At 64.7% G+C, this 22,261-nt stretch carries 28 protein-coding genes and 2 tRNA genes; 26 read left to right on the forward strand and 4 right to left on the reverse strand.

All coding sequences use genetic code 11. The annotated features are described in order from the left end of the window. Positions 1-81: 81 nt before the first annotated feature. From EV283_RS09815 to EV283_RS09825, 3 genes are all read left to right on the forward strand, one after another. Positions 82-1,230, forward strand: coding sequence for an AI-2E family transporter (locus EV283_RS09815; protein WP_107957625.1), 1,149 nt, complete (start codon positions 82-84; stop codon positions 1,228-1,230). 56 nt (positions 1,231-1,286) lie between these two features. Next, positions 1,287-1,363: transfer RNA gene (locus EV283_RS09820), tRNA-Asp, on the forward strand. An 85-nt stretch (positions 1,364-1,448) separates the two neighbouring features. Then, positions 1,449-1,525, forward strand: a tRNA-Asp gene (locus EV283_RS09825). A 223-nt stretch (positions 1,526-1,748) separates the two neighbouring features. Here EV283_RS09825 and EV283_RS09830 read toward each other — a convergent pair. The 4 genes from EV283_RS09830 to EV283_RS09845 all read right to left on the reverse strand — a co-directional run bounded on the left by EV283_RS09830 (position 1,749) and on the right by EV283_RS09845 (position 3,225). Then, positions 1,749-1,949: a DUF2842 domain-containing protein gene (locus EV283_RS09830; protein ID WP_130324806.1), complete on the reverse strand. Its 201-nt coding sequence runs from the start codon at positions 1,947-1,949 to the stop codon at positions 1,749-1,751. Continuing rightward, positions 1,946-2,479 (reverse strand): 5-formyltetrahydrofolate cyclo-ligase, encoded by a 534-nt coding sequence (locus EV283_RS09835; protein ID WP_130324808.1) that lies wholly within the window; start codon positions 2,477-2,479, stop codon positions 1,946-1,948. The genes EV283_RS09830 and EV283_RS09835 overlap by 4 nt, the downstream gene beginning before the upstream one ends. Positions 2,480-2,674: 195 nt before the next feature. Continuing rightward, a complete protein-coding gene (locus EV283_RS09840) occupies positions 2,675-2,983 on the reverse strand; it encodes a cell division protein ZapA (protein WP_055877962.1) in 309 nt (102 codons plus the stop codon). Beyond that, positions 2,983-3,225: a hypothetical protein gene (locus EV283_RS09845; RefSeq protein WP_242615887.1), complete on the reverse strand. Its 243-nt coding sequence runs from the start codon at positions 3,223-3,225 to the stop codon at positions 2,983-2,985. The genes EV283_RS09840 and EV283_RS09845 overlap by 1 nt, the downstream gene beginning before the upstream one ends. Before the next feature lie 162 nt (positions 3,226-3,387). Here EV283_RS09845 and gap point away from each other — a divergent pair, with 162 nt between their 5' ends. The 23 genes from gap to nuoK all read left to right on the forward strand — a co-directional run bounded on the left by gap (position 3,388) and on the right by nuoK (position 22,259). After that, positions 3,388-4,398, forward strand: a complete 1,011-nt coding sequence (gene gap / locus EV283_RS09850; protein WP_130324810.1) for a type I glyceraldehyde-3-phosphate dehydrogenase — start codon at positions 3,388-3,390, stop codon at positions 4,396-4,398. Positions 4,399-4,618: 220 nt separating this feature from the next. Further along, complete coding sequence (locus tag EV283_RS09855; protein ID WP_207223095.1) at positions 4,619-5,029, forward strand: MOSC domain-containing protein; 411 nt, start codon at positions 4,619-4,621, stop codon at positions 5,027-5,029. Continuing rightward, positions 5,026-6,216: a phosphoglycerate kinase gene (locus EV283_RS09860; RefSeq protein ID WP_130324814.1), complete on the forward strand. Its 1,191-nt coding sequence runs from the start codon at positions 5,026-5,028 to the stop codon at positions 6,214-6,216. The genes EV283_RS09855 and EV283_RS09860 overlap by 4 nt, the downstream gene beginning before the upstream one ends. Positions 6,217-6,264: 48 nt before the next feature. After that, positions 6,265-6,531: a ribbon-helix-helix protein, CopG family gene (locus EV283_RS09865; RefSeq protein WP_130324816.1), complete on the forward strand. Its 267-nt coding sequence runs from the start codon at positions 6,265-6,267 to the stop codon at positions 6,529-6,531. Beyond that, positions 6,528-6,860, forward strand: a complete 333-nt coding sequence (locus EV283_RS09870) for a type II toxin-antitoxin system PemK/MazF family toxin (RefSeq protein WP_130324818.1) — start codon at positions 6,528-6,530, stop codon at positions 6,858-6,860. Before EV283_RS09865 ends, EV283_RS09870 begins: the two co-directional genes overlap by 4 nt. 20 nt (positions 6,861-6,880) lie before the next feature. Further along, on the forward strand, positions 6,881-7,801 hold the full coding sequence (locus tag EV283_RS09875) for a class I fructose-bisphosphate aldolase (protein WP_130324820.1): 921 nt from the start codon (positions 6,881-6,883) through the stop codon (positions 7,799-7,801). 76 nt (positions 7,802-7,877) lie between these two features. Next, positions 7,878-8,579, forward strand: coding sequence for a thiamine phosphate synthase (gene thiE, locus EV283_RS09880; protein ID WP_130324822.1), 702 nt, complete (start codon positions 7,878-7,880; stop codon positions 8,577-8,579). Positions 8,580-8,644: 65 nt separating this feature from the next. Further along, positions 8,645-9,658: a L,D-transpeptidase gene (locus EV283_RS09885; protein ID WP_165391739.1), complete on the forward strand. Its 1,014-nt coding sequence runs from the start codon at positions 8,645-8,647 to the stop codon at positions 9,656-9,658. Between the two features lie 4 nt (positions 9,659-9,662). Continuing rightward, entirely contained in the window at positions 9,663-10,268 is a 606-nt protein-coding gene (locus EV283_RS09890; protein ID WP_130324824.1) for a M23 family metallopeptidase, read from the forward strand. 73 nt (positions 10,269-10,341) lie between these two features. Then, positions 10,342-10,905, forward strand: coding sequence for an elongation factor P (gene efp / locus EV283_RS09895; RefSeq protein WP_056021388.1), 564 nt, complete (start codon positions 10,342-10,344; stop codon positions 10,903-10,905). Between the two features lie 122 nt (positions 10,906-11,027). Then, positions 11,028-11,840 (forward strand): inositol monophosphatase family protein, encoded by an 813-nt coding sequence (locus tag EV283_RS09900; RefSeq protein WP_130324826.1) that lies wholly within the window; start codon positions 11,028-11,030, stop codon positions 11,838-11,840. Positions 11,841-12,302: 462 nt separating this feature from the next. After that, positions 12,303-12,677: an NADH-quinone oxidoreductase subunit A gene (locus tag EV283_RS09905; protein ID WP_056418071.1), complete on the forward strand. Its 375-nt coding sequence runs from the start codon at positions 12,303-12,305 to the stop codon at positions 12,675-12,677. Further along, a complete protein-coding gene (locus tag EV283_RS09910) occupies positions 12,668-13,231 on the forward strand; it encodes an NADH-quinone oxidoreductase subunit B (protein WP_130324828.1) in 564 nt (187 codons plus the stop codon). The genes EV283_RS09905 and EV283_RS09910 overlap by 10 nt, the downstream gene beginning before the upstream one ends. Beyond that, positions 13,228-14,076, forward strand: coding sequence for an NADH-quinone oxidoreductase subunit C (locus tag EV283_RS09915; protein ID WP_130324830.1), 849 nt, complete (start codon positions 13,228-13,230; stop codon positions 14,074-14,076). Before EV283_RS09910 ends, EV283_RS09915 begins: the two co-directional genes overlap by 4 nt. Next, the gene (locus tag EV283_RS09920) at positions 14,073-15,308 is read left to right on the forward strand and encodes an NADH-quinone oxidoreductase subunit D (protein ID WP_056478881.1); all 1,236 of its coding nucleotides are present in this window, start codon (positions 14,073-14,075) and stop codon (positions 15,306-15,308) included. The genes EV283_RS09915 and EV283_RS09920 overlap by 4 nt, the downstream gene beginning before the upstream one ends. Beyond that, positions 15,308-15,976 (forward strand): NAD(P)H-dependent oxidoreductase subunit E, encoded by a 669-nt coding sequence (locus EV283_RS09925; RefSeq protein WP_055877907.1) that lies wholly within the window; start codon positions 15,308-15,310, stop codon positions 15,974-15,976. Before EV283_RS09920 ends, EV283_RS09925 begins: the two co-directional genes overlap by 1 nt. Then, positions 15,976-17,277 carry an NADH-quinone oxidoreductase subunit NuoF gene (gene nuoF, locus EV283_RS09930; RefSeq protein ID WP_130324832.1) on the forward strand — a complete coding sequence of 434 codons (1,302 nt, stop codon included), beginning with the start codon at positions 15,976-15,978 and terminating at the stop codon, positions 17,275-17,277. The genes EV283_RS09925 and nuoF overlap by 1 nt, the downstream gene beginning before the upstream one ends. After that, the gene (gene nuoG / locus EV283_RS09935; RefSeq protein WP_130324834.1) at positions 17,277-19,271 is read left to right on the forward strand and encodes an NADH-quinone oxidoreductase subunit NuoG; all 1,995 of its coding nucleotides are present in this window, start codon (positions 17,277-17,279) and stop codon (positions 19,269-19,271) included. Before nuoF ends, nuoG begins: the two co-directional genes overlap by 1 nt. Continuing rightward, complete coding sequence (gene nuoH, locus EV283_RS09940; protein ID WP_130324836.1) at positions 19,268-20,308, forward strand: NADH-quinone oxidoreductase subunit NuoH; 1,041 nt, start codon at positions 19,268-19,270, stop codon at positions 20,306-20,308. The genes nuoG and nuoH overlap by 4 nt, the downstream gene beginning before the upstream one ends. Positions 20,309-20,334: 26 nt before the next feature. Further along, complete coding sequence (locus EV283_RS09945; RefSeq protein ID WP_130324838.1) at positions 20,335-20,724, forward strand: hypothetical protein; 390 nt, start codon at positions 20,335-20,337, stop codon at positions 20,722-20,724. Between the two features lie 7 nt (positions 20,725-20,731). After that, a complete protein-coding gene (nuoI, locus tag EV283_RS09950) occupies positions 20,732-21,217 on the forward strand; it encodes an NADH-quinone oxidoreductase subunit NuoI (RefSeq protein WP_055877898.1) in 486 nt (161 codons plus the stop codon). Between the two features lie 125 nt (positions 21,218-21,342). Continuing rightward, positions 21,343-21,954 carry an NADH-quinone oxidoreductase subunit J gene (locus EV283_RS09955; protein WP_056478896.1) on the forward strand — a complete coding sequence of 204 codons (612 nt, stop codon included), beginning with the start codon at positions 21,343-21,345 and terminating at the stop codon, positions 21,952-21,954. A gap of 2 nt (positions 21,955-21,956) precedes the next feature. Next, positions 21,957-22,259, forward strand: a complete 303-nt coding sequence (nuoK, locus tag EV283_RS09960; protein ID WP_175518104.1) for an NADH-quinone oxidoreductase subunit NuoK — start codon at positions 21,957-21,959, stop codon at positions 22,257-22,259. Positions 22,260-22,261: the final 2 nt, after the last annotated feature.

Raw genomic sequence — 22,261 nt, forward strand, 5'->3', positions numbered from 1 at the left:
GGCGGGGGCGGCGCCGTTGCGGAAGGTCCGCCGGCCGAAAGTGCGTTCGGACTACCGATCGCGGTCGGGGTCGAGGATGCGATGCGAATCGCGCAGCGGCGCGATCGCCTGCTGGCAGCGCTGACGCTGACCGCCGGTGTCGGCCTCATCCTCGCCATGCCTTTCGCGTTGAAGGCAGGGGCGGAGTTCTTCCTGCCGCTCACGATCGCGCTCGTGATCTCGGTTGCGCTCGTGCCCGTGCTCGAATGGCTCGAGCGGCGCCACGTGCCGTCGCCGCTGGCCGCGATCCTGTGCATCCTCGTCTTCCTGATCGCCGCGAACATCGCGATCGCCGCGATCCTCGTGCCCGCGACCGATTTCTTCCGGCTGCTGCCGACCAGGCTCGACCGGATCCAGAGCAACCTCGCGCCGCTGCTCGATCTGTATTCGAGCCTCGAGAAATATGTGAACAAGACGCTGCGCCAGGTCGCGTCGACGCCGATCAAGCAGCCGGCGACCGCGGGTGTCGCGGCGCCGGGCTCTATCCTCGAACTCGCCGCGACGTCCGCGCCTGCGGTCATCGTGCAGTTCCTGTTCGGCGTGCTGATCGTGTTCTTCTTCCTGTCCGGTTGGACGCGGATGCGGCGCCAGACGATTACCGGGCGGACCAGCTTCGACGGCGCGATGGCGACCGCGCGCGTGATCCAGGACATCGTCGACGACGTGTCCGCCTATCTCGGCACGATCACGGTCATCAACATCCTGCTCGGGATCGTCACCGGCACCGCGCTGTGGTTCATCGGCATGCCCTATCCCGCGATGTGGGGCGGGATCGTCGCGCTGCTGAACTACATCCCGTATTTCGGGCCGGTGATCGGCGCCTTCCTGCTCGCGCTCGGCGGGTTGATGACGTTTTCGGATATCTGGATGGCGTTGCTGCCGCCCGCGCTGATGTACGGGCTGCATCTGGTCGAGGCGAACGCGATCACGCCGTTCGTCGTCGGTCACCGGCTGACGATCAGCCCGCTGCTGATCCTGATCTCGCTGAGCTTCTGGGGATGGGTGTGGGGCACGTCGGGCGCGCTGCTGGCGGTTCCGCTGCTCATCATCCTCCAGACGGTCATCAAGGCGGCGGGCAAGCCCGATATCGCCGGCTTCCTGTTCGAGCACGGGACGCTCGTGCAGCCCAAGGCGGGGCGAAATCGTCGTCGCGGCGACCCGCCCGAGGCACAACGTGAAACGGGTGGTTGAAATGGGGGTTGACGGTATCCGAACCCTCGCCTAGTTGCCGCCTCCACGCTGTTTCAGCGGGTGTAGCTCAGTTGGTTAGAGCGCCGGCCTGTCACGCCGGAGGTCGCGGGTTCGAGTCCCGTCACTCGCGCCATCGTTTCGATGGTTCGAGATAGTGTTGAGGTTTTGACGAGCCTGCCGCAGGGTCCCTCGGGATGCCGAGGTTCGTCATTGGGAATGCGGGTGTAGCTCAGTTGGTTAGAGCGCCGGCCTGTCACGCCGGAGGTCGCGGGTTCGAGTCCCGTCACTCGCGCCACCCTTGTTGGGTGGCCGAGACCCTTCCAGATTTATGAATGCTGCGAGCATTCCTCCCACATACCGTTCGTGCTGAGTAGAGACCGAGTAACTTCGTCAGAAGCGTATCGGGGGCTCGTATCGAAGCATGGTCATCGCGCGCCAACCTGTCCTTCGATACGCCCTCTCGATCCGCCGCCTTCGGCGACTACTCGATGGCTACTCAGGACGAACGGAAGCGGGCTCTACCGCCCGATCTCCATCCACCGCAGCACAGGCTTCAACGGCGCTATCCAGATCAGGCCGGTGAAGAGGTAAAACACCAATTGCGCCAGCCAGTGCCAGCTGCCGACGATGGTCGACAGGCTCACGATCGCCACGCACCACACCAGGATCAGGAGCAGGATGCCGAGCATCCCAACCGGTTTGCGCCAAGTGGGCGTCATAGCGTGATCCATTCGAGTTCGGTGGCGATGGCGTGGAGCGGGACGTCCCACGGGTCTGGGGTCAGGCTATCGACCTGCTGGACCGACAGCGCAATGCCGACGCGCCACGCATCGGGGTGCGCGAGGAAAGCGCGGTCGTAATAACCTGCGCCCTGGCCGATTCGGTTGCCGCTGCGATCGAAGCCGACGAGCGGGGTCAGGATGATGTCCGGCGCGAGCTCGGCGGCGTCCTCGGCGGGCTGATGGAGGCCGAACGGACCGGCGATCAGTGCGGCCTCGGTCTCCCACGACAGGAATCGCATCGGCAGCGATCGACGCACCACATGCGGCAGCGCGATGACGCAGCCCGCGTCGACCGCGGCGCGCGCGAACGGCGACGGATCGGCCTCACCGCCGAACGGGACATAGGAGGCGACGGTCATTCCCGGCTTCAGCCGCGTCAGGAACGTCGAGGGCACGGGAATGGAGACCGGGGCGCACGCGTCTCGCGCGGCGCGAAGCGAGGCTCTGAGCACGCTTTTGTCGGTCATACGCCCGAGCCATCGAAATTGGGTGGTGTGGCGGGCCCACCATGGCCGTGTGCCGGGTTATCCACTGACGCACGGTACGTCAGGTGGGGACCATGTGCTTCGGACCAGGATCCTAACAGGGACAGCCCCCTATGGATGATGAATAGCCTCAGGGATAATAAAGGCTCGTACCGGGCAGAACCCGCCAAGGCCAATCTAGGCGCTCGGGGGGCTTAGCTCAAGGGCCTCCGCAAGGTCTTCGAGACGATCGGCGATCCGCGTCAGTGCGATCTCGCTGACCGCCGAGCCTTCGGGCGGGCGATGCGCGGCTTCGTCGAGGTCGTCGGCGAGCATCAGTGCAACGAACAGCATCGCGCGTTCGGCGCTGAGACCGCCTGCCGCCCGGTCTGCGATAGGCCAGCGTTCGGCGAGCATCGCACCGAGCAACCGGACGCGCGATTCCTCGCCATCACGGCACGCGACCGCATGCGGGCGGCCGCCGATATCGAGCATGACCTGTGCCATTAGTTCGGGCTCCCGCGCGTGATGACGTCGTCGAGCGCGGCGACGGCTTCGGCCATCCGCGCCTTGAGCGCCGCATGGCGCTTGGCGAGCGCGTCGCCGCTGCGAGTGCGGGCGTTGATCGCGGCTTCGATCCGGATGATCGCGGCGTCGATCCGGTCGACCGCCGCCGTATCCGCTATAGTCTCTTGAGTCGTTTCCGGCGGCGTCTCTGGTCTTTGGGCGGGCGCCCGATCGGCTATCATGTCTGGAGTATCTGGCATGCAGTCGAGATAGCATGGCCGGGGTGTGCGACAAGCCGCTTTCGCGGCGCCGATCCGCGATCCACGGTGTTGACAGGGCGCCCCACCGCCCCGCAAAGGCTGCGCGCCCGGAACGGACTCACGGGCGCTAGCGGAGATACAGCAATGACGGTCAAGGTTGCGATCAACGGTTTCGGGCGCATCGGCCGTCTCGTCGCCCGCGCGGTACTCGAACAGTCGAACGGCGCACTCGAACTCGTCGCGATCAACGATCTCGGCGATGCGGAGTCGAACGCCTGGCTGTTCAAGCGCGACAGCGTCCACGGCAAATATCCCGGCGACGTCTCGGCCGAGGGCAATGAGCTGGTCGTCGACGGCAAGCGCATCCGCGTCACCGCCGAGCGCGATCCGGCCAACCTGCCGCATGCCGAGCTGGGCGTCGACATCGTCCTCGAATGCACGGGCTTCTTCACCGACAAGGCGAGCTGCCAGAAGCATCTCGATGCGGGCGCGAAGAAGGTGCTGATCTCGGCACCCGGCAAGAATGTCGACCTGACCGTCGTGTACGGCGTCAACCACGACAAGCTGACCGCCGATCACACGATCGTCTCGAACGCGTCGTGCACCACCAACTGCCTCGCGCCCGTCGCCAAGGTGCTAAACGATGCGATCGGCATCGAGCGCGGCCTGATGACGACCGTGCACGCCTATACCAACGACCAGAAGATCCTCGACCAGATCCACCCGGACCTGCGTCGCGCGCGTGCCGCGGCGATGTCGATGATCCCGACCACCACCGGTGCTGCGCGCGCCGTTGCCGAAGTGTTGCCGGAACTGAAGGGCAAGCTCGATGGCTCGGCGATCCGCGTTCCCGTGCCCGACGTCTCGTTGATCGACCTGACCTTCACGCCGTCGCGCGACACGACGCGCGAAGAGGTGAACGCGGTGCTCAAGGCGGCATCCGAGAGCGGTCCGCTGGTCGGCGTGCTCGACTGGTCGGACGAGCCGCTCGTCTCGATCGATCTCCAGCACACCCCGGCTTCGTCGACGATCGACAGCCTGGAGACCGCGGTGATCGACGGCAAGCTCGTCCGCGTCGTCAGCTGGTACGATAACGAATGGGGCTTCTCGAACCGCATGGCCGACACCGCCACCGCGATGGCGAAGTTCATCTGAGGCGTACGGGCGCTGCGCTCCATTCCCTTTGTCCGTCATCCCAGCGAAGGCTGGGATCTCCCCGTTCGGGCCGAGCCGCCCGCCAACGGGGATACCCCAGCGTTCGCTGGGGTGACGGCATTGGAGTGGGGTACGCGTGTCCATAGAGCGGTGGACCATGGTTGAGGCAGTGACGGGTAAGATCGCCGGCATCGCGCGTCACGCCCGCGCGAAAGCTCCGATGGAGGTCATCGACACGGTCGAGATCACCATCGAGGCCGGCCTGCACGGTGACTTTCGCGGCTATGTACGGCCCGGCGGCAAGGGCCGGCGTCAGGTGACATTGCTCGAACGCGCCGACTGGGACGCGGCTATGGCCGAGGTCGGGCAAGATATTCCCTGGTACGAACGCCGCGCGAACCTCCTCGTCGACGGCTTCGATCTGCCCCAGATACCCGGCACGCTACTCCGCCTCGGCGCGGACGTCGTGCTGGAAGTGACGCGCCACACCGATCCGTGCGAGCGGATGGAGGCTTTGGCGCCAGGATTGTTCGCTGCGCTCTCGCCCGACTGGCGGGGCGGGGCCTGTACCCGCGTTTTGATGGGCGGCAGAATCGCCGTCGGTGATGAGATCAGGATCGAAGAACCATGAGCAAGCCATTCAAGACGCTCGATGATATGGGCGAAATCCAGGGCAAGCGCGTGCTCGTCCGCGAAGACCTCAACGTGCCGATGGCCGAGGGCCGGGTCACCGACGACACCCGCCTGCGCGCGACCGTCGCGACCGTCGGCGAACTCGCGGACAAGGGCGCGATCGTCCTCGTCCTCGCGCATTTCGGCCGTCCCAAGGGCAAGCCGAGCCCCGACTTCTCGCTGTCGCAGGTCGTGAAGCCGTACAGCGAAGTGCTGGGTCGCGAAGTGCGGTACATTGACTGGGAAGGCGCCGAGGACTCGGTCGCTACGCTGGAACCCGGCGATATCGCGGTGCTCGAGAACACCCGCTTCTTCGGTGGGGAGGAGACCAACGACGCGGCCGTCGTCGCGCGCTTTGCGAGCCTCGGCGATCTGTACGTCAACGATGCCTTCTCCGCCGCACACCGTGCGCATGCGTCGACCGAGGGCCTCGCCCACGTCCTCCCGGCCTTTGCCGGCCGCGCGATGGAGGCCGAACTCGATGCGCTCCAGAAGGCGTTGGGTGCTCCCGAGCACCCCGTCGCCGCCGTTGTCGGCGGTGCCAAGGTGTCCTCGAAGCTCGACGTGCTGCGGCATCTCGTCACGCGCGTCGATCACCTGATCATCGGCGGCGGGATGGCCAACACCTTCCTCGCCGCGCGCGGGGTCGATGTCGGCAAAAGCCTGTGCGAACATGAGCTTGCCGCCACATGCGAGCAGATCATGGAAGCCGCGGACAAGGCGAACTGCACCGTTCACCTGCCGTACGACGTCGTCGTCGCCAAGGAGTTCAAGCCGAACCCCGCGACGCGCACCGTCAACGTGCACGAGGTCGCGGCCGACGAGATGATCCTCGATCTCGGGCCGGCGGCGGTCGAGTCGCTCGGCGACGTGCTCAAGAACTGCCGGACGTTGGTGTGGAACGGTCCGCTCGGCGCGTTCGAGACGCCGCCGTTCGACGCCGCGACCGTCGCGCTCGCACGCACTGCGGCGGCACTGACCGAGGGTGGCTCGCTCGTCTCGGTCGCAGGCGGCGGCGATACGGTCGCCGCGCTCAATCAGGCTGGCGTCGCGGAGGCGTTCACCTTCGTGTCGACCGCGGGTGGCGCGTTCCTCGAGTGGATGGAAGGCAAGGATCTTCCCGGGGTCGCCGCGCTCCACGGTTGAAATGCGCAGGCATCCGAGCTATGTTTAACATGTTAAACGGAGACTCGGATGCTTGGCGTCAGGCTCGATAGCGAACTCGAAGAGCGCCTCGCGGCGGTTGCGCGCACGCAGGGGCGCAGCAAGAGTGATATCGCGCGTGAGGCCGTGCGGCGCTATGTCGAGCGGCATGACGAGGCATTCCTGGCGGAGGCGCGGCGGCAGTCGCTTGCGGCTGCAGCACTTGGCTGGACCGAAGACGACGAGGCATGGGAGCGGCTGGGCGTAGCCTGGGACGATCCCGAGCCCGCCAGCAACCGTCGGTCTGTCGCCGAATGAAACGCGGCGATATCGTGACTATTGCCGATGCAGGCGCAGGGGATTTTGCGCGAAAGCCGCGCCCCGCGCTCGTGGTTCAGGCGGACGCTTTCCTTCAGGATCACGACAGCGTTGCGGTGTGCTTGATCACTAGCCAGCTTGCCGGCCTCGGACTGTTCCGCATACCGATCGCGGCCAATGCCGATACGGGACTCCTCAAGTCGAGCGAGGTCAGTATCGACAAGGTGCAATCGGTCTGGCGGCACAGCATCGGTCGACGGGTCGGCGCGGCGTCCGACGAAACCATGTTTGCCGTCGATCAGGCCCTCCGCCGGTGGCTCGCCCTTTAGATTTTGGAAAAGGATTTATCATGACCACGACGATCACACCGCAGATCAAGACCATCCTCGACAAGTACGAAGCCACCAGCTCGGCGGTGAAGGCGAACCTTGCGCGCATCCTGATGCAGGGTAAGCTCGGCGGCACCGGCAAGCTGGTGATCCTGCCCGTCGACCAGGGCTTCGAGCATGGCCCGGCGCGCAGCTTTTCGGTCAACCCGGCGGCGTACGACCCGCATTACCACTATCAGCTCGCGATCGACGCGGGGCTCAGCGCCTATGCGGCGCCGCTCGGCATGCTCGAGGCGGGCGCGGATACGTTCGCGGGGCAGATCCCGACGATCCTGAAGTGCAACAGCTCGAACAGCTGGGCGACGTCGATCGACCAGGCGGTCACCGCGACCGTCGCGGACGCGGTGCGGCTGGGCTCGGCGGCGATCGGCTTTACGATCTATCCGGGTGCGGACCAGTTCTTCGACCTCGTCGAGGAAATCCGCGAGCTGAGCGAAGAGGCCAAGTCGGTCGGTATCGCGACCGTGATCTGGTCCTACCCGCGCGGCGGCGAGCTGACCAAGGACGGTGAGCTCGCGCTCGACGTCGGCGCCTATGCCGCGCACATGGCGGCGTTGCTCGGCGCGCACATCATCAAGACCAAGCTGCCGACCGCGCATATCGAGCAGAAGGAAGCCAAGCCGCTCTACGCCGGCACCGACTGGTCGAAGCAGGCGGATCGCGTGAAGCATGTCGTCCAGTCGAGCTTTGCCGGGCGGCGCATCAACGTCTTTTCGGGCGGCGCGTCGAAGGGCGAGGACGCGGTGTTCCAGGATGCACGCGACATTCGCGACGGCGGCGGCAACGGCTCGATCATCGGCCGCAACACCTTCCAGCGTCCGCGCGACGAGGCGCTGGCGATGCTCGACCGGATCATCCGCATCTACAAGAACGAAGAATAAGTGGCTGCCGTCGTGCCACGTCATCCCGGCCCTGCGCCGGGGTGACGTGGCAGGCGTGAGCGGCTAGGGGGCGGATATGACCGAATTCGAAGATCCGCTGGGCCCGCTCGATCCCAATTTCGCCGAGAATTTCCGCCGCGACATGCGCCGGCCGGCCTGCCAGCTGTACCTGGTGTCACCGCTCGACGTCGGGGGCGACTTTCCCGAGCGTCTCGCGCGTGCGCTCGATGCCGGGCCGGTGGCCGCCTTCCAGTTCCGCGTGAAGGACATCGACCAGCATGCCGCGGCCGCACTCGGCGAGCCGTTGCGCGCGATCTGTGCGGAGCGCGACGTTGCGTTCATCGTCAACGACGATATCGGTCTCGCCAAGCGCCTCGACGCCGACGGCGTGCATCTCGGCCAGACCGACGGCGATCCGCGCGAGGCGCGCGCGCAGCTTGGCCCCAATGCGCAGATAGGCGTCAGCTGCCACGGCAGTCGCCATCTTGCGATGGAAGCGGGCGAGGCGGGGGCTGACTATGTTGCGTTCGGCGCTTTCTATCCGACGACCACCAAAGTGGTCGAGCATAACGCCGAGCCGGTGATCCTGTCCTGGTGGTCGACGCTGTTCGAAATGCCGTGCGTCGCGATCGGCGGTATCACCCCCGAGAACGCCGCGCCGCTGGTTGCGGCCGGTGCCGACTTCATCGCGGTGTCGAGCGCGGTCTGGGCTGGCGACGAGGTTGCGGCGATCAAGGCGTTCGCCGAGGTTCTGGCCCCGGCGCCGAGATCGCGTTGAACCGTTGGAAACAACCGTCGTCCCGACCGTTTGATGCAGAAGCGTAACGGTTTGGGATGATGGGCATGACGGCATTTGTGACGAAGACTTCGGTTCTTGCGATGTGCCTGTTCGGCGCGGCGTCGCCCGCGTTGGCGCAGACCACGCCCGCCAAGCCAGTTCCGATCGATCGCAACATCCTGCACGTCCAGGTCATCCTCGATCATCTCGGCTTCGGGCCGGGCGTGCTCGATGGTCGCGGCGGACAGTCGCTCGTTGCCGCGCTGAAGGGTTTCCAGGAGGCGAAGGGCCTGCCGATCACCGGCAAGGCCGATCCGCGGACGTTGCAGGCGCTCTATCCCTACCGTGCCGCACGGCCGACGGTGGCCGTCGCGCTTACCCCCGAGATGCTGGCAGGACCCTTCGTCAATCCGCTGCCCAAGGATCCGGCCAAGCAGGCCGAACTCCCGTCGCTCGGCTACAAGACCGTGATGGAGAAGCTGGGCGAGATGTTCCACACCACGCCCGCGGTGATCATGGCGCTCAATGCGCCGACGACGAAATTGTCGCCCGGCACCAAGGTGGTGTTCCCGAACGCACTGCCCTCGTCGCGCGCCTATGATCCGAAGCTGAAGCCCGACTGGATCGCCACGCTCACGATGCTCAACGTCGATGCGGTGCAGCCCAAGGCGGATCATGTCGTCGTCGACAAGTCGGACGGCGTGCTCCGCGTGCTCGACGCCAACGACAAGCTGATCGCACAGTTCTCCGCAACGATGGGGTCCAGCCACGATCCGCTGCCGCTGGGCACGTGGACGATCAAGGGGTCCGATTACAATCCGAAGTTCCACTTCAACCCGGCGCTGTTCTGGGACGCGAAGAAGGGGCAGCAGAAGGAGATGCTGCCGCCAGGGCCGAACGGTCCGGTCGGTGTTGTCTGGATGGACTTGTCGAAGGATCATTACGGGATCCACGGCACGCCCAACCCCGAAACCATCGGGCGTGCGGAAAGCCATGGCTGTATCCGCCTGACGAACTGGGATGCCGCGCGATTGTCGATGATGATCAAGCCGGGGACCAAGGCGATCTTCCAGGCGTAAGACGATGACGCGGACGTTCTGGATCATTCTCGGGCTAATCGTGGTGGTCGCCGGCGGGTTCGCATCGATGGTGTCGTTCGGTGACGGCGGGGCAGGGAGCGTGCGGCGGATAACGTGGCGCAAGCCCGCGCCGCCCGCCGAGGTCGCGGCCGGCCCGGTGACGACGGGCAAGCTCGCCGTCCCGGTGGCTGGCGTTCCCCGCAAGGCGATCGCGGACACCTGGAACGATTTGCGTGGCGGTGGCACGCGCGGCCATCACGGCACCGACATCATGGCGGCGGGCGGCACCCCGGTGGTCGCCGCCGCACCGGGACGGATCGAGAAGCTGTTCCAGAGCGGTCTTGGCGGCGTCACACTCTATATCCGTTCGCCGGATCGTCGCTGGACCTATTATTACGCGCATCTCGCCGGCTATGCCGCGGGCATTCGCGAGGGGCTGCCGGTGAAGGCCGGCGACACGCTGGGCTATGTCGGCGATACCGGTGATGCGGGGGCGGGCAATTACCACCTGCATTTCGGGCTTACGCGGATGCAGCCGGGCGACCGCTGGTACCAGGGCGAGAACGTGAACCCGTACCCGATGCTTGCCGGAACCGGGTCGCGCCGCTAAAGCCCGCCGCTTCGGGTTTCCGCAGAGTCACGCTTGGCGGACGGCCCCTAGCTCTTTCCAGCAGGAATCGGTCATGAAGATCAACGCGGTCGAGATTCGTCCCGGCAACATCCTTGAATATGAGGGCGGCATCTGGCGCGCCGTCAAGATTCAGCACACCCAGCCCGGCAAGGGCGGTGCCTATATGCAGGTCGAGATGAAGAACCTCATCGACGGCCGCAAGAACAACACCCGCTTCCGCTCCGCCGAGAGCGTCGAGAAGGTGCGGCTCGACACCGTCGACTTCCAGTATCTGTTTCGCGACGGCGATGCGCTGACGTTCATGGACAAGGTCAATTACGAGCAGATCACGCTCGACGCCGATATCCTGGGCGACGCCGCGGCGTTCCTTCAGGACGGCATGGACGTGGTGATGGAGCTTTGGGAAGAGCGTCCGATCTCGGTCCAGCTGCCCGACACGATCGAGGCGCTGATCGTCGAGGCGGATGCCGTCGTGAAGGGTCAGACCGCGTCGTCGAGCTACAAGCCCGCGGTGCTCGAGAATGGCGTGCGCGTGATGGTGCCGCCGCATATCGGCGCCGGCACGCGGATCGTGGTCGATGTCTACGAGCAGACCTACGTGCGTCGCGCCGACTGATACGCATCTCCCTTTCCCCGCCGGGGAGAGGGGCGGGGTGAGGGGCGGCCCCAGAAGACACCGCCCGGAACAGCCCCTCTCCCACCCCTCTCCCCGGAGGGGAGAGGGCTTAAGGAAATACAATGGCTTCCCATTCCGGCATCATGACCGTCATCGAGCGCGCTGCCCGCAAGGCTGCGCCGCGCCTGCGTCGCGACTTCAACGAGGTCCAGCAGTTGCAGGTCAGCCGCAAGGGGCCGGCCGACTTCGTCAGCCAGGCCGACCAGCGCGCCGAGCAGACGATCTTCGAAGAACTGTCGCACGCCCGTCCCGACTGGGGCATGTTGATGGAGGAGCGCGGCGAGGTCGCCGGCGATCCGAACAAGCCGCGCTTCATCGTCGATCCCTTGGATGGCACGTCGAATTTTCTCCACGGTATCCCGCATTTCTGCATCTCGATCGCGGTCGAGGAGCCGATGGCGAACGGCAAGCGCGAGGTTACCACCGCGCTCGTCTATCAGCCGCTGACCGATGAGAGCTTCTGGGCCGAGAAGGGCCGGGGCGCGTGGCTCACCGACCAGCGCCTTCGCGTGTCGTCGCGTCGCGACCTGTCCGAATCGCTGATCGCGACCGGCATCCCGTTCCTGGGCCACGGCGATTTCGCACAATGGAGCCGCATCTTTGGTGCGGTTGCGCCCGAGGTTGCCGGCATTCGCCGCCTGGGGGCTGCGGCGCTCGATCTGGCGTGGCTCGCGGCGGGCCGTTTCGACGGCTTCTGGGAATCGAACCTGAAGCCTTGGGACGTTGCGGCCGGCATGTTGCTGGTGAAGGAAGCCGGCGGGTTCGTCACCGATTTCCGCGGCGGCGAGCGCTCGATGGAGCGCAACGAGTTCCTCGCAGCAAACGACGCCCTCCATTCGCGCCTCCACAAACTGGTCGCCAACGCACTGCGGTGACGCCTGCTGATCGGGGCGGCGGTTTCAAGACGGATTCACTCCCTCTCCCGTCATCCTGACGAAAGTCAGGACCCAGAGTTCCAAACGGTAACCCTGATGACTCTGGGTCCTGAGTTTCGTCAGGATGACGGGGATCAGAAGAGAGCACTCGATCTTCCCCCAATCCCGTCACCCCAGCGAAAGCTGGGGTATCCCCGTGGTGGCCGCTCCCGCCCACCAATGTCGAGACCCCAGCTTTCGCTGGGGTGACGGAAGTGGCGATAGGGTGGTGGGTATCAGCTACAGCACGGAATATGACGCCCACCGAGTAGGTTGACGACGCCGCTGCCGTATAGCGGGTAACGCAGGTTTCCCGCCGCGCTCTTACCCCTGTTGCGAGTTATTCTCACGGGCTGCCAGCCTTGCCCCGTGGAAGCCATCGGCCTAAAGGCTGCCCATCCGTTCGCATATGCGAGAAGCCATTTGGTCGACCTGTCGCACTATCTTCCGATCCTCCTGTTCCTCGGGGTCGCCATCTTGTTGTCGAGCACGTTCGTGTTCCTGCCGATGGCTGTCTCCAGGCTCACCGGATCGCACAAGCCTACGCCCGAGAAGCTCAGCGAATATGAGTGCGGCTTCCCCGCATTCGAAGATCCGCGCAGCCAGTTCGACGTACGGTTCTACCTGATCGCCATCCTCTTCATCATCTTCGATCTCGAGGCGGCGTTCCTGTTCCCCTGGGCCGTCTCGGTCTTCACGCTCGGCTGGACCGCGTGGATTTCGATGATGATCTTTATCGGCGAATTGGCCCTTGGCCTCGTCTACGCATGGAAGAAGGGAGCACTCGATTGGGAGTAGAGCTCACACCGCAGCCTGGTTTGCTGGCCCCCGCCGCCGGCGGCGCGATCGTGCCGCCCGACCAGGGGTTTTTCGACGGCCTGAACGGTGAACTGACCGACAAGGGTTTCCTGGTCACCTCGACCGAGGAATTGTTCCAGTGGGCGCGTACCGGCTCGCTGTGGTGGATGACGTTCGGGCTCGCGTGCTGCGCGGTCGAGATGATCCATGTGAACATGCCGCGCTACGACCTCGAGCGCTTCGGCGCCGCACCGCGCGCGTCGCCGCGCCAGTCGGACGTGATGATCGTCGCAGGCACGCTGTGCAACAAGATGGCGCCGGCACTCCGCAAGGTCTACGACCAGATGTCGGAACCGAAATACGTGATCTCGATGGGATCGTGCGCGAACGGCGGCGGCTATTATCATTATAGCTACAGTGTCGTGCGGGGCTGCGACCGGATCGTGCCCGTCGACATCTACGTCCCCGGGTGCCCGCCGACCGCGGAAGCTTTGCTCTACGGCATCATGCAGTTGCAGCGGAAGATCCGGCGGTCCGGGAGCATCGAGCGTTGAGGGCGCCCGCACCAGCCTATGCATCGAACGACGGCGTGATCGACGCGGCGCGCGCTGCGCTCGGGGGCATGCTGCTCGACGCGGTCGACCATGTCGGCGAGGTCGCGCTGCACGTCCGTCGTGAGGATCTGTACGACGCGATGATCGCGCTGCGCGACACGCCGGGGCTTGCGTACCAGCAGCTCATGGAGATCGCCGGCGTCGACTATCCCGATCGTGCGGAGCGGTTCGAGGTCGTCTATTGCATGCTGTCGCTGACGCGGAACCACCGCCTGCGCGTGCATGTCGCGACCGACGAGGAAAAGCCGGTGCCGTCGGTGACCGACATCTGGCCGGTCGCGGGCTGGCTCGAGCGCGAAGTGTACGACATGTACGGCGTGCTGTTCAGCGGCAATCCGGACCTGCGTCGCATCCTGACCGATTACGGCTTTCGCGGGCATCCGCAGCGCAAGGACTTCCCGCTGACGGGCTACGTCGAGCTGCGCTATTCGGAAGAGGCCAAGCGCGTCGTGTACGAGCCGGTGCAGCTCGCACAGGATTTCCGCACGTTCGACTTCATGTCTCCGTGGGAGGGCGCGAACTACGTGCTTCCGGGCGACGAGAAGGGCGCCTTGCCGCAGGCCAAGGGGGCGCAGACGCCGCTGTCGGCCGACACGATCGTCAAGGCGGATGCGGCGCAGAGCGCGACCAAGTCGCCCGCCGCGCCGAGCGAGCCCTATGCGAAGAAGGATGTCCAGAACACCACACAGAGCGGTGCGGGCGAGCCCGATCCGGGCAACCAGAAGCAGGACAAGCCGGTGGAGTCGGACGTGATCCCGACCAAGGGTGGAGGACAGAACCAGTGAGTCTCTACGTAGAGGAGCTTCTGGGCGAGGGCGATGCGGCCGATCCGACGACCGGCGACGTCACGATCCAGAACTACACGATCAACTTCGGTCCGCAGCACCCCGCGGCGCACGGCGTGCTGCGTCTCGTCATGGAGCTCGACGGCGAGATCGTCGAGCGTGTCGATCCGCATGTCGGCCTGCTCCACCGCGGCACCGAGAAGCTGATCGAGTACAAGACGTACACGCAGGCGCTGCCGTATTTCGATCGTCTCGATTACTGCTCGCCCTTGTGCATGGAGCATAGCTGGGTGCTCGCGGTCGAGAAGCTGCTCGATCTCGAAGTCCCAGAGCGCGCGCAGTATCTGCGCGTGTTCTTCGCCGAGCTGACGCGCATCTCGAACCACATGCTGAACCTCGGATCGCACGTCATGGACGTCGGCGCCATGACGCCGAACCTGTGGCTGTTCGAGATCCGCGAAGACTGCATGAACTTCTTCGAGCGTGTTTCGGGCGCGCGCATGCATTCGAACTATTTTCGTCCGGGTGGCGTGCATCAGGATGCACCGCTCAAGCTGCTCGCCGACATCGGCGACTGGCTCGACACGCGCCTGCCGCGGCTGTTCGAGGATGCGATTTCGCTCGTCGCGGACAATCGCATCTTCAAGCAGCGCAATGTCGACATCGCGGTCGTCAGCCGCGACGATGCGATCAAATGGGGCTTTTCCGGTCCGATGATCCGTGGCTCGGGGATCGCCTGGGATCTGCGCAAGTCGCAGCCCTATGACGTTTATGCCAAGATGGATTTCGAGGTGCCGGTCGGCACGCGCGGCGATTGCTACGACCGGTTCATGGTGCGCGTCGAGGAAGTGCGTCAGTCGGCACGGATCATGAAGCAGTGCCTGCGCGACATGCCCGAGGGGCCGATCGCGTCGCTCGATCGCAAGGTCGTGCCGCCCAAGCGCGGTGAGATGAAGCAGTCGATGGAAGCGCTGATCCATCACTTCAAGCTCTATACCGAGGGCTTCCACGTGCCCGCCGGTGACGTCTATGTCGCGACCGAGAGTCCCAAGGGCGAGTTCGGCGTGTATCTGGTCGCCGACGGCAGCAACAAGCCGTACCGCTGCAAGATTCGCCCGACCGCGTTCTCGCATCTTCAGGCGATGGACTTCATGGCGAAGGGCCACATGCTGGCGGATACGACCGCGATCCTCGGCGCGATGGATATCGTTTTTGGTGAATGTGACCGCTGATGGCTGAAGCTCCGAAAATTCCCGACGAGGCAGAGACCCGCGCACGCTGGGGTTCGTTCGCCTGGACGGACGAGAACCAGGTGAAGGCGAACGAGATCCTCGGGCGCTACCCGAAGGGCCGCGAACAGTCGGCGTCGATCCCGTTCCTCGATCTGGCGCAGCGCCAGGTTGGCGCGGAAACGCAGACGCAGGGCTGGTTGCCGGTGCCGGTGATCGAGTTCGTCGCGCGCCAGATCGGCGTGCCGTACATGCGCGTGTATGAGGTCGTGACCTTCTACACGATGTTCAATCTGGCACCGGTCGGTCGCTATCACGTGCAGGTCTGCGGCACGACGCCGTGCATGCTGCGCGGGTCGGACGATGTGCTGGCGGCGTGCAAGAACCGTGGCCTCGTCAAGGGCGGCACGACACCCGACGGCATGTTCACGCTGACCGAGGTCGAATGTCTGGGCACCTGCGCGAACGCGCCTATGGTGCAGATTAACGACGATAACTTCGAAGACCTCGATTACGACAAGACGACCGAGATCCTCGAGGCGCTCGCCAATGGCGGCACGCCGACACCGGGGCCGCAGTTCGGTCGCCGTGCGAGCTGCCCTGAAGGCGGCCCGACCTCGCTCAAGGCGATGGTCGACGCGAACCACGATTACCGGGGGGAGTGGGCCTGATGCTCGCCGACAAGGACCGCATCTTCACCAACGTCTACGGCTTCCAGCCGTGGAACATCGACGCGGCGATCATGCGCGGCGATTGGGACAATACCAAGGACCTGATGACGCTCGGCCAGGACGCGATCATCGACGTGATGAAGGCGAGCGGCTTGCGTGGCCGTGGCGGGGCAGGGTTCCCGACCGGTACCAAATGGTCGTTCATGCCCAAAGAGCCGAAGCCCGACCGGCCGAACTTCCTCGTCATCAACGCCGATGAATCCGAGCCGGGCAGCTGCAAGGACCGCGAGATCATCCGGCACGATCCGCACAAGCTGATCGAGGGCGCGTTGATCGCCGGGTTCGCGATGCGCGCGCGCGCCGCGTACATCTACATCCGCGGCGAATATATCCGCGAGGCCGAGACGCTGTTCGCGGCGGTCGCCGAGGCTTATGATCGCGGCTTCATCGGCAAGAATGCGTGCGGGTCGGGCTATGACTTCGACGTGTTCGTCCACCGCGGCGCGGGCGCCTATATCTGCGGTGAAGAGACGGCGATGCTCGAAAGCCTCGAGGGCAAGAAAGGCCAGCCGCGCCTCAAGCCGCCATTCCCGGCGGGTGCGGGGCTCTATGGCTGCCCGACGACAGTCAACAACGTCGAGTCGATCGCGGTCGCGCCGACGATCCTGCGCCGCGGCGCGGCCTGGTTCTCCAGCTTCGGCGCGGAGAACAACCGTGGCACCAAGCTGTTTCAGATCAGCGGTCATGTGAATAAGCCGTGCGTCGTCGAGGAAGAGATGAGCATCTCGTTCCGCGACCTGATCGAGACGCATTGCGGCGGTATCCGTGGTGGCTGGGACAATCTGCTCGCGGTGATCCCGGGTGGCTCTTCGGTGCCGCTAGTGCCCGCCGCGCAGATCATGGACTGCGCGATGGATTTCGACGGCCTGAAGGCGGTCGGCTCGGGCCTCGGCACCGCGGCGATCATCGTCATGGACAAGTCGACCGACATCGTCCGCGCGATCAGCCGCATCTCGTACTTCTACAAGCATGAGAGCTGCGGCCAGTGCACGCCGTGCCGCGAGGGCACCGGCTGGATGTGGCGCGTGATGGAGCGGATGCGCACCGGCGACGCCGAGCTGTCCGAGATCGACATGCTCCAGCAGGTCACCAAGCAGGTCGAGGGCCACTCGATCTGCGCGCTGGGCGACGCCGCAGCGTGGCCGATCCAGGGCCTGATCAAGCATTTCCGCCCCGAGATGGAACGCCGTATCCGTGAGCGTGGTGGCGACACCGCGCCGATGATGGAAGCCGCAGAGTAATGCCTACAGTCAAAGTCGATGGCGTAGAGATCGAGGTGCCGCAGGGTGCCACCGTGCTGCAGGCGTGCGAGCTTGCCGGCAAGGAGATCCCGCGTTTCTGTTATCACGAGCGGCTGAGCATCGCCGGCAATTGCCGGATGTGCCTGGTCGAGGTGAAGCCTGGTCCGCCCAAGCCGCAGGCGTCGTGCGCGCTGCCGGCGGCGGACAAGCAGGAAATCTTCACCAATTCGCCGATGGTGAAGAATGCCCGCGAGGGCATCATGGAATTCCTGCTGATCAACCATCCGCTCGATTGCCCGATCTGCGATCAGGGCGGCGAGTGCGATCTGCAGGACCAGTCGGTCGCCTATGGTCGCGGCCATTCGCGCTATGACGAAAACAAGCGCGCGGTCACCGAGAAGTATATGGGGCCGATCGTGAAGACGGTCATGACCCGCTGCATCCAGTGCACGCGCTGCATCCGCTTCGCCGAGGAAGTGTCCGGCGTAGAGGAGATCGGTGCGATCTTCCGCGGCGAGGACATGCAGATCACCTCGTATCTCGAAAACGCGGTGAAGAGCGAGCTGTCGGGCAACGTCGTCGACCTGTGCCCGGTCGGCGCGCTGACGTCGAAGCCCTACGCGTTCGAGGCGCGTCCGTGGGAATTGCGCAAGACGCTGACGATCGACGTGATGGACGCGGTCGGCACCAACATCCGGCTCGACAGCCGTGGTCGCCAGGTACTGCGCTGCGTCCCGCGGATCAACGAGGACGTGAACGAGGAGTGGGCGACCGACAAGACGCGCCACGCGATCGACGGTCTCGTGCGTCGTCGTCTCGACAAGCCCTATGTCCGCGTGAACGGTAAGCTGGTCCCGGCTACCTGGGACGAGGCCTTCGCCGCGATCAAGGCGGTGAACGCCGGGTCGAGCGTGGCGGCGGTCGCGGGCGATCTGGTCGATTGCGAAACGATGTACGCCGCCAAGGCGCTGCTTGCGAAGATGGGCTCGACGATGCTCGAGGGCCGCCAGACCGGCATGGCCTATGACGCGTCGAACATCGCCGCGGTCAATTTCAACACGACGATCGCCGGCACCGAGCGCGCCGACGCGATCCTGCTGGTGGGCACCAACCTGCGCTGGGAAGCGCCGCTGGTGAACACGCGGGTGCGCAAAGCGATCAAGAAGGGCGCGAAGGTCTTCGCGATCGGGCCAGAGACGGACCTGACGTACAAGGTCGAGTGGCTTGGCGACGATCTGGCACTGCTCGGCAATCTGCCCGACGCGGTGACCGAGGCGTTCGGCAAGGCCGAGCGTCCGATGGTGATCGTTGGTGGCGGCGCGCTGAAGGGCGGCCATGCGGCTGCGCTGAAGCTCGTCGATACGCTGGGTCTGATCAAGGCTGACTGGAACGGCTTCAACGTCGTTCATATGGCGGCGTCGCGGATGGGTGGGCTGATGCTCGGCTATGCGCAGACGGGCGGCATCGCCGACGTGATGGGGGCCAAGCTCGGCTTCTTCCTCGGCGCCGACGAGGTCGATTTCAGCCAGTTCGCAGGCTTCAAGGTGTTCGTGGGGCATCACGGCGACAAGGGCGCGGCTGCGGCCGACGTCATCCTGCCGGGTGTGACCTATGCCGAGAAGTCGGGAACGTGGGTCAACCTCGAGGGTCGCGTCCAGCGCGGCGAGCGCGCCGTGTTCGCGCCGGGCGATGCCCGCGACGACTGGTCGATCTTCCGCGCGCTGTCCGACACGCTTGGCCACACGCTGCCGTTCGACAGCTTCGAGGGGCTTCGCGAAGAGATGTTCGCCGCCGTTCCCGCGCTGCGTCATCAGGCGCTCGCGACGTTCGAATGGAACCCGCCGGCGCTCAGCGGCGCGGGTGAGGGGGTTCTTGCCGGATATCCGATCAAGGACTTCTACCTGACCAACGCGATCTGCCGCGCATCGCCGACGATGCAGCGGTGTTCGGCAGAACTTCTCCACGGGGAAGACTTTGCGGAGGCGGCCGAATGATCTCCTGGTTCGAATCCTCGCTCGGCTACGACTGGGCGTTCTTCCTCGCGACGATCATCGACATCCTCGTGATCGCGCTGCCGCTGATGCTGGCCGTCGCGATGATCATCTATGCCGATCGCAAGATCTGGGCGGCGATGGCGCTGCGTCGCGGCCCCAACGTCGTCGGGCCATTCGGTCTGCTGCAGAGCTTCGCGGATGGCCTGAAGGTGTTCCTGCAGGAGACGATCGTTCCTGCCGCCGCCAACCGGACGCTGTTCCTGCTGGCACCGATCATCACCTTCACGGTCGCGCTGATCGTCTGGGCGGTGGTGCCGTTCGGCGTCGGTGTGGTGCTCGCGGACATCAATGTCGGCCTGCTCTACGTGCTCGCGGCGTCGTCGCTCGGCGTGTACGGGATCATCCTGTCGGGCTGGGCGTCGAACTCGAAATATCCGTTCTACTCGGCGCTTCGTGCGGCCGCGCAGATGGTGTCGTATGAAGTCGCGATCGGCTTCATCCTAATTTCGGTCGTGCTGTGGACCGGCAGCTTCAACCTGTCGGCGATCGTGCTCGCGCAGAAATCGCATGTCTGGGTCTTCAACGGCTACATCCTCAATCCGCTGATGTTCCCGATGGCCGTGATGTTCTTCATCTCGTCGCTCGCGGAAACGCAGCGTGCGCCGTTCGATCTGACCGAGGCGGAGAGCGAGCTCGTCGCCGGGTACCAGACCGAATATTCGTCGATGTCGTTCGCGCTGTTCTGGCTCGGCGAATATGCCAACGTGCTGCTGATGTGCGCGCTGAACGCAACGCTGTTCTGGGGCGGGTGGCTGCCACCGGTCGACTGGGCGCCGCTCTATTACGTGCCGGGGATCATCTGGCTGTTCGCCAAGATCCTGTTCTTCTTCTTCCTGTTCAGCTGGGTGAAGGCGACCGTGCCGCGCTATCGCTATGATCAGCTGATGCGTCTCGGCTGGAAGGTCTTCCTGCCCGTGTCGTTGTTCTGGGTTTTCCTCGTGTCGGGCGTGTTGATGCTGATGCGGGTGGGATTATGAGTTCGAAACATACCGCTGTCCTAGGCATGGGACTGCTGATGTCGGCCGGTCCATCGGTTGCACAGAACCGTGTACCGGTCCCGCCCCCCTTCAAGGTCGATTATCTTTGTTCGTCTGATATGACGACGGTGTATTCCAAAATGAGTCAGGTCACTGTGCGTTATAGTGGGCTGAATGCTGAGGTCCGCCTAGGTGTCATGACGAAAGCTGATCCGAAGAGCGCGCCATTCACGGTGAAGTCGGCACATCGCGACATACTGCCCTTTCACAAGGGGCAGGTCTTGTCAGGAACCGTCGATACCTCACCACGAACATCGTTTGTATTACTTGAGGAAGGCGAAGCTGCCGATCCTAAGGTGTCGCTGTCTTTCCTGAGCGATCAGGGTTCGTTCGATGCCAAATGCTCGAAAGTATAGGTAGATCATGAGCGTCGCACAAATCATCAAGTCGTTTACCCTCTGGGAATTCGTGAAGGCGCACGCGTTGACGCTTCGCTATTTCTTCAAGGAAAAGGCGACGATCAACTATCCGTACGAGCGCAACCCGGTCAGCCCGCGGTTCCGTGGCGAGCATGCGCTGCGTCGTTATCCAAATGGCGAAGAGCGGTGCATCGCGTGCAAGCTGTGTGAGGCCGTGTGCCCCGCCCAGGCGATCACGATCGAGGCCGAGCCGCGTGACGACGGTTCGCGCCGCACGACGCGCTACGATATCGACATGACCAAGTGCATCTATTGCGGCCTGTGCGCTGAGGCGTGCCCGGTCGATGCGATCGTCGAGGGCCCGAACTACGAGTTCGCAACCGAGACGCGCGAAGAGTTGATCTACGACAAGTCGAAATTGCTCGATAATGGCGACCGTTGGGAAAGCGCGATCGCGGCGAACCTTGCCGCCGATGCGCCGTACCGTTAAGCGAGCGCCGCGATGACACAGATCAACTCCGTCATCCCAGCGCAGGCTGGGATCTCGTGCCGCACGGGCGCACTCACCAACGTTAAGACCCCGGCGTTCGCTGGGGTGACGGGGAGGGTGGTCGCGTGATCCAGGCCTTGGCTTTTTACCTCTTCGCCTTCGTCGTCGTCCTGTCGGGCGCGCTGACGATCGCGTCGCGCAATCCGGTTCACTCGGTGATGTGGCTGATCCTGGCGTTCTTCAACGCCGCGGGTCTGATGATCCTCGTCGGGGCCGAGTTCATCGCGATGCTGCTCGTCATCGTCTATGTCGGTGCGGTCGCGGTGCTGTTCCTGTTCGTCGTCATGATGCTCGACATCGATTTTGCCGAGATGCGTGCCGGCGTGGCGCGGTATTTCGGGATCGGTCTGGCGCTCGCAGTCGCCTTGGCGGCCGAGGTGATGATCGCGATCGGCGCGTGGAGCACCGGCCCGATCCAGCTCGCGCGGCGTGCGGCGCCGATCGACGATACGGTACCCAACATCCAGGCGATCGGTAACCTGCTCTACACGCGCTATCTGTTCGTGTTCGAGGCCGCTGGGCTCGTTCTGCTGGTCGCGATGATCGGGGCGATCGTGCTGACCCACCGCCAGCGTGGCGGCGTCAAGGCGCAGAACATCAGCCGCCAGAACGCGCGTCGTCCGCAGGATGCCACGCGCAACACGAGCCCGGTCGTCGGGCAGGGAGTCGAACTGTGACGATCGGTCTCGTCCATTATCTGGTCGTCGCGGCGATCCTGTTCACCATGGGGGTGCTCGGCATCTTCCTGAACCGCAAGAACCTGATCGTCATCCTGATGGCGATCGAGCTGATCCTGCTGGCGGTGAACATCAATCTCGTCGCGTTCTCGGCGTTCCTCCACGATCTCGTCGGACAGGTGTTCGCGATGTTCGTGCTGACGGTCGCCGCGGGTGAGGCCGCGATCGGCCTTGCCATTCTCGTCATCTATTTCCGCGGTCGCGGCACCATCGCGGTCGACGACGTCAACCGGATGAAGGGGTAATA

The sequence above is a fragment of the Sphingomonas sp. BK036 genome, from assembly GCF_004216825.1.
In the GTDB taxonomy this organism is placed as follows: Bacteria; Pseudomonadota; Alphaproteobacteria; order Sphingomonadales; family Sphingomonadaceae; genus Sphingomonas.

Bases quoted from the DNA above. Each gene is read 5' to 3' on its own strand.
- thiE (WP_130324822.1), top strand. From the start codon at position 7,878: ATGACCGAATTCGAAGATCCGCTGGGCCCGCTCGATCCCAATTTCGCC.
- EV283_RS09870 (WP_130324818.1), top strand. From the start codon at position 6,528: ATGAAACGCGGCGATATCGTGACTATTGCCGATGCAGGCGCAGGGGAT.
- efp (WP_056021388.1), top strand. From the start codon at position 10,342: ATGAAGATCAACGCGGTCGAGATTCGTCCCGGCAACATCCTTGAATAT.
- EV283_RS09860 (WP_130324814.1), top strand. From the start codon at position 5,026: ATGAGCAAGCCATTCAAGACGCTCGATGATATGGGCGAAATCCAGGGC.
- EV283_RS09865 (WP_130324816.1), top strand. From the start codon at position 6,265: ATGCTTGGCGTCAGGCTCGATAGCGAACTCGAAGAGCGCCTCGCGGCG.
- EV283_RS09845 (WP_242615887.1), bottom strand. From the start codon at position 3,225: ATGATAGCCGATCGGGCGCCCGCCCAAAGACCAGAGACGCCGCCGGAA.
- EV283_RS09875 (WP_130324820.1), top strand. From the start codon at position 6,881: ATGACCACGACGATCACACCGCAGATCAAGACCATCCTCGACAAGTAC.
- EV283_RS09925 (WP_055877907.1), top strand. From the start codon at position 15,308: ATGGCTGAAGCTCCGAAAATTCCCGACGAGGCAGAGACCCGCGCACGC.
- nuoI (WP_055877898.1), top strand. From the start codon at position 20,732: ATGAGCGTCGCACAAATCATCAAGTCGTTTACCCTCTGGGAATTCGTG.
- EV283_RS09885 (WP_165391739.1), top strand. From the start codon at position 8,645: ATGACGGCATTTGTGACGAAGACTTCGGTTCTTGCGATGTGCCTGTTC.
- gap (WP_130324810.1), top strand. From the start codon at position 3,388: ATGACGGTCAAGGTTGCGATCAACGGTTTCGGGCGCATCGGCCGTCTC.
- EV283_RS09855 (WP_207223095.1), top strand. From the start codon at position 4,619: ATGGAGGTCATCGACACGGTCGAGATCACCATCGAGGCCGGCCTGCAC.
- EV283_RS09830 (WP_130324806.1), bottom strand. From the start codon at position 1,949: ATGACGCCCACTTGGCGCAAACCGGTTGGGATGCTCGGCATCCTGCTC.
- nuoF (WP_130324832.1), top strand. From the start codon at position 15,976: ATGCTCGCCGACAAGGACCGCATCTTCACCAACGTCTACGGCTTCCAG.
- EV283_RS09945 (WP_130324838.1), top strand. From the start codon at position 20,335: ATGGGACTGCTGATGTCGGCCGGTCCATCGGTTGCACAGAACCGTGTA.
- EV283_RS09890 (WP_130324824.1), top strand. From the start codon at position 9,663: ATGACGCGGACGTTCTGGATCATTCTCGGGCTAATCGTGGTGGTCGCC.
- EV283_RS09815 (WP_107957625.1), top strand. From the start codon at position 82: ATGCGAATCGCGCAGCGGCGCGATCGCCTGCTGGCAGCGCTGACGCTG.
- nuoH (WP_130324836.1), top strand. From the start codon at position 19,268: ATGATCTCCTGGTTCGAATCCTCGCTCGGCTACGACTGGGCGTTCTTC.
- EV283_RS09835 (WP_130324808.1), bottom strand. From the start codon at position 2,479: ATGACCGACAAAAGCGTGCTCAGAGCCTCGCTTCGCGCCGCGCGAGAC.
- EV283_RS09840 (WP_055877962.1), bottom strand. From the start codon at position 2,983: ATGGCACAGGTCATGCTCGATATCGGCGGCCGCCCGCATGCGGTCGCG.
- EV283_RS09900 (WP_130324826.1), top strand. From the start codon at position 11,028: ATGGCTTCCCATTCCGGCATCATGACCGTCATCGAGCGCGCTGCCCGC.
- nuoG (WP_130324834.1), top strand. From the start codon at position 17,277: ATGCCTACAGTCAAAGTCGATGGCGTAGAGATCGAGGTGCCGCAGGGT.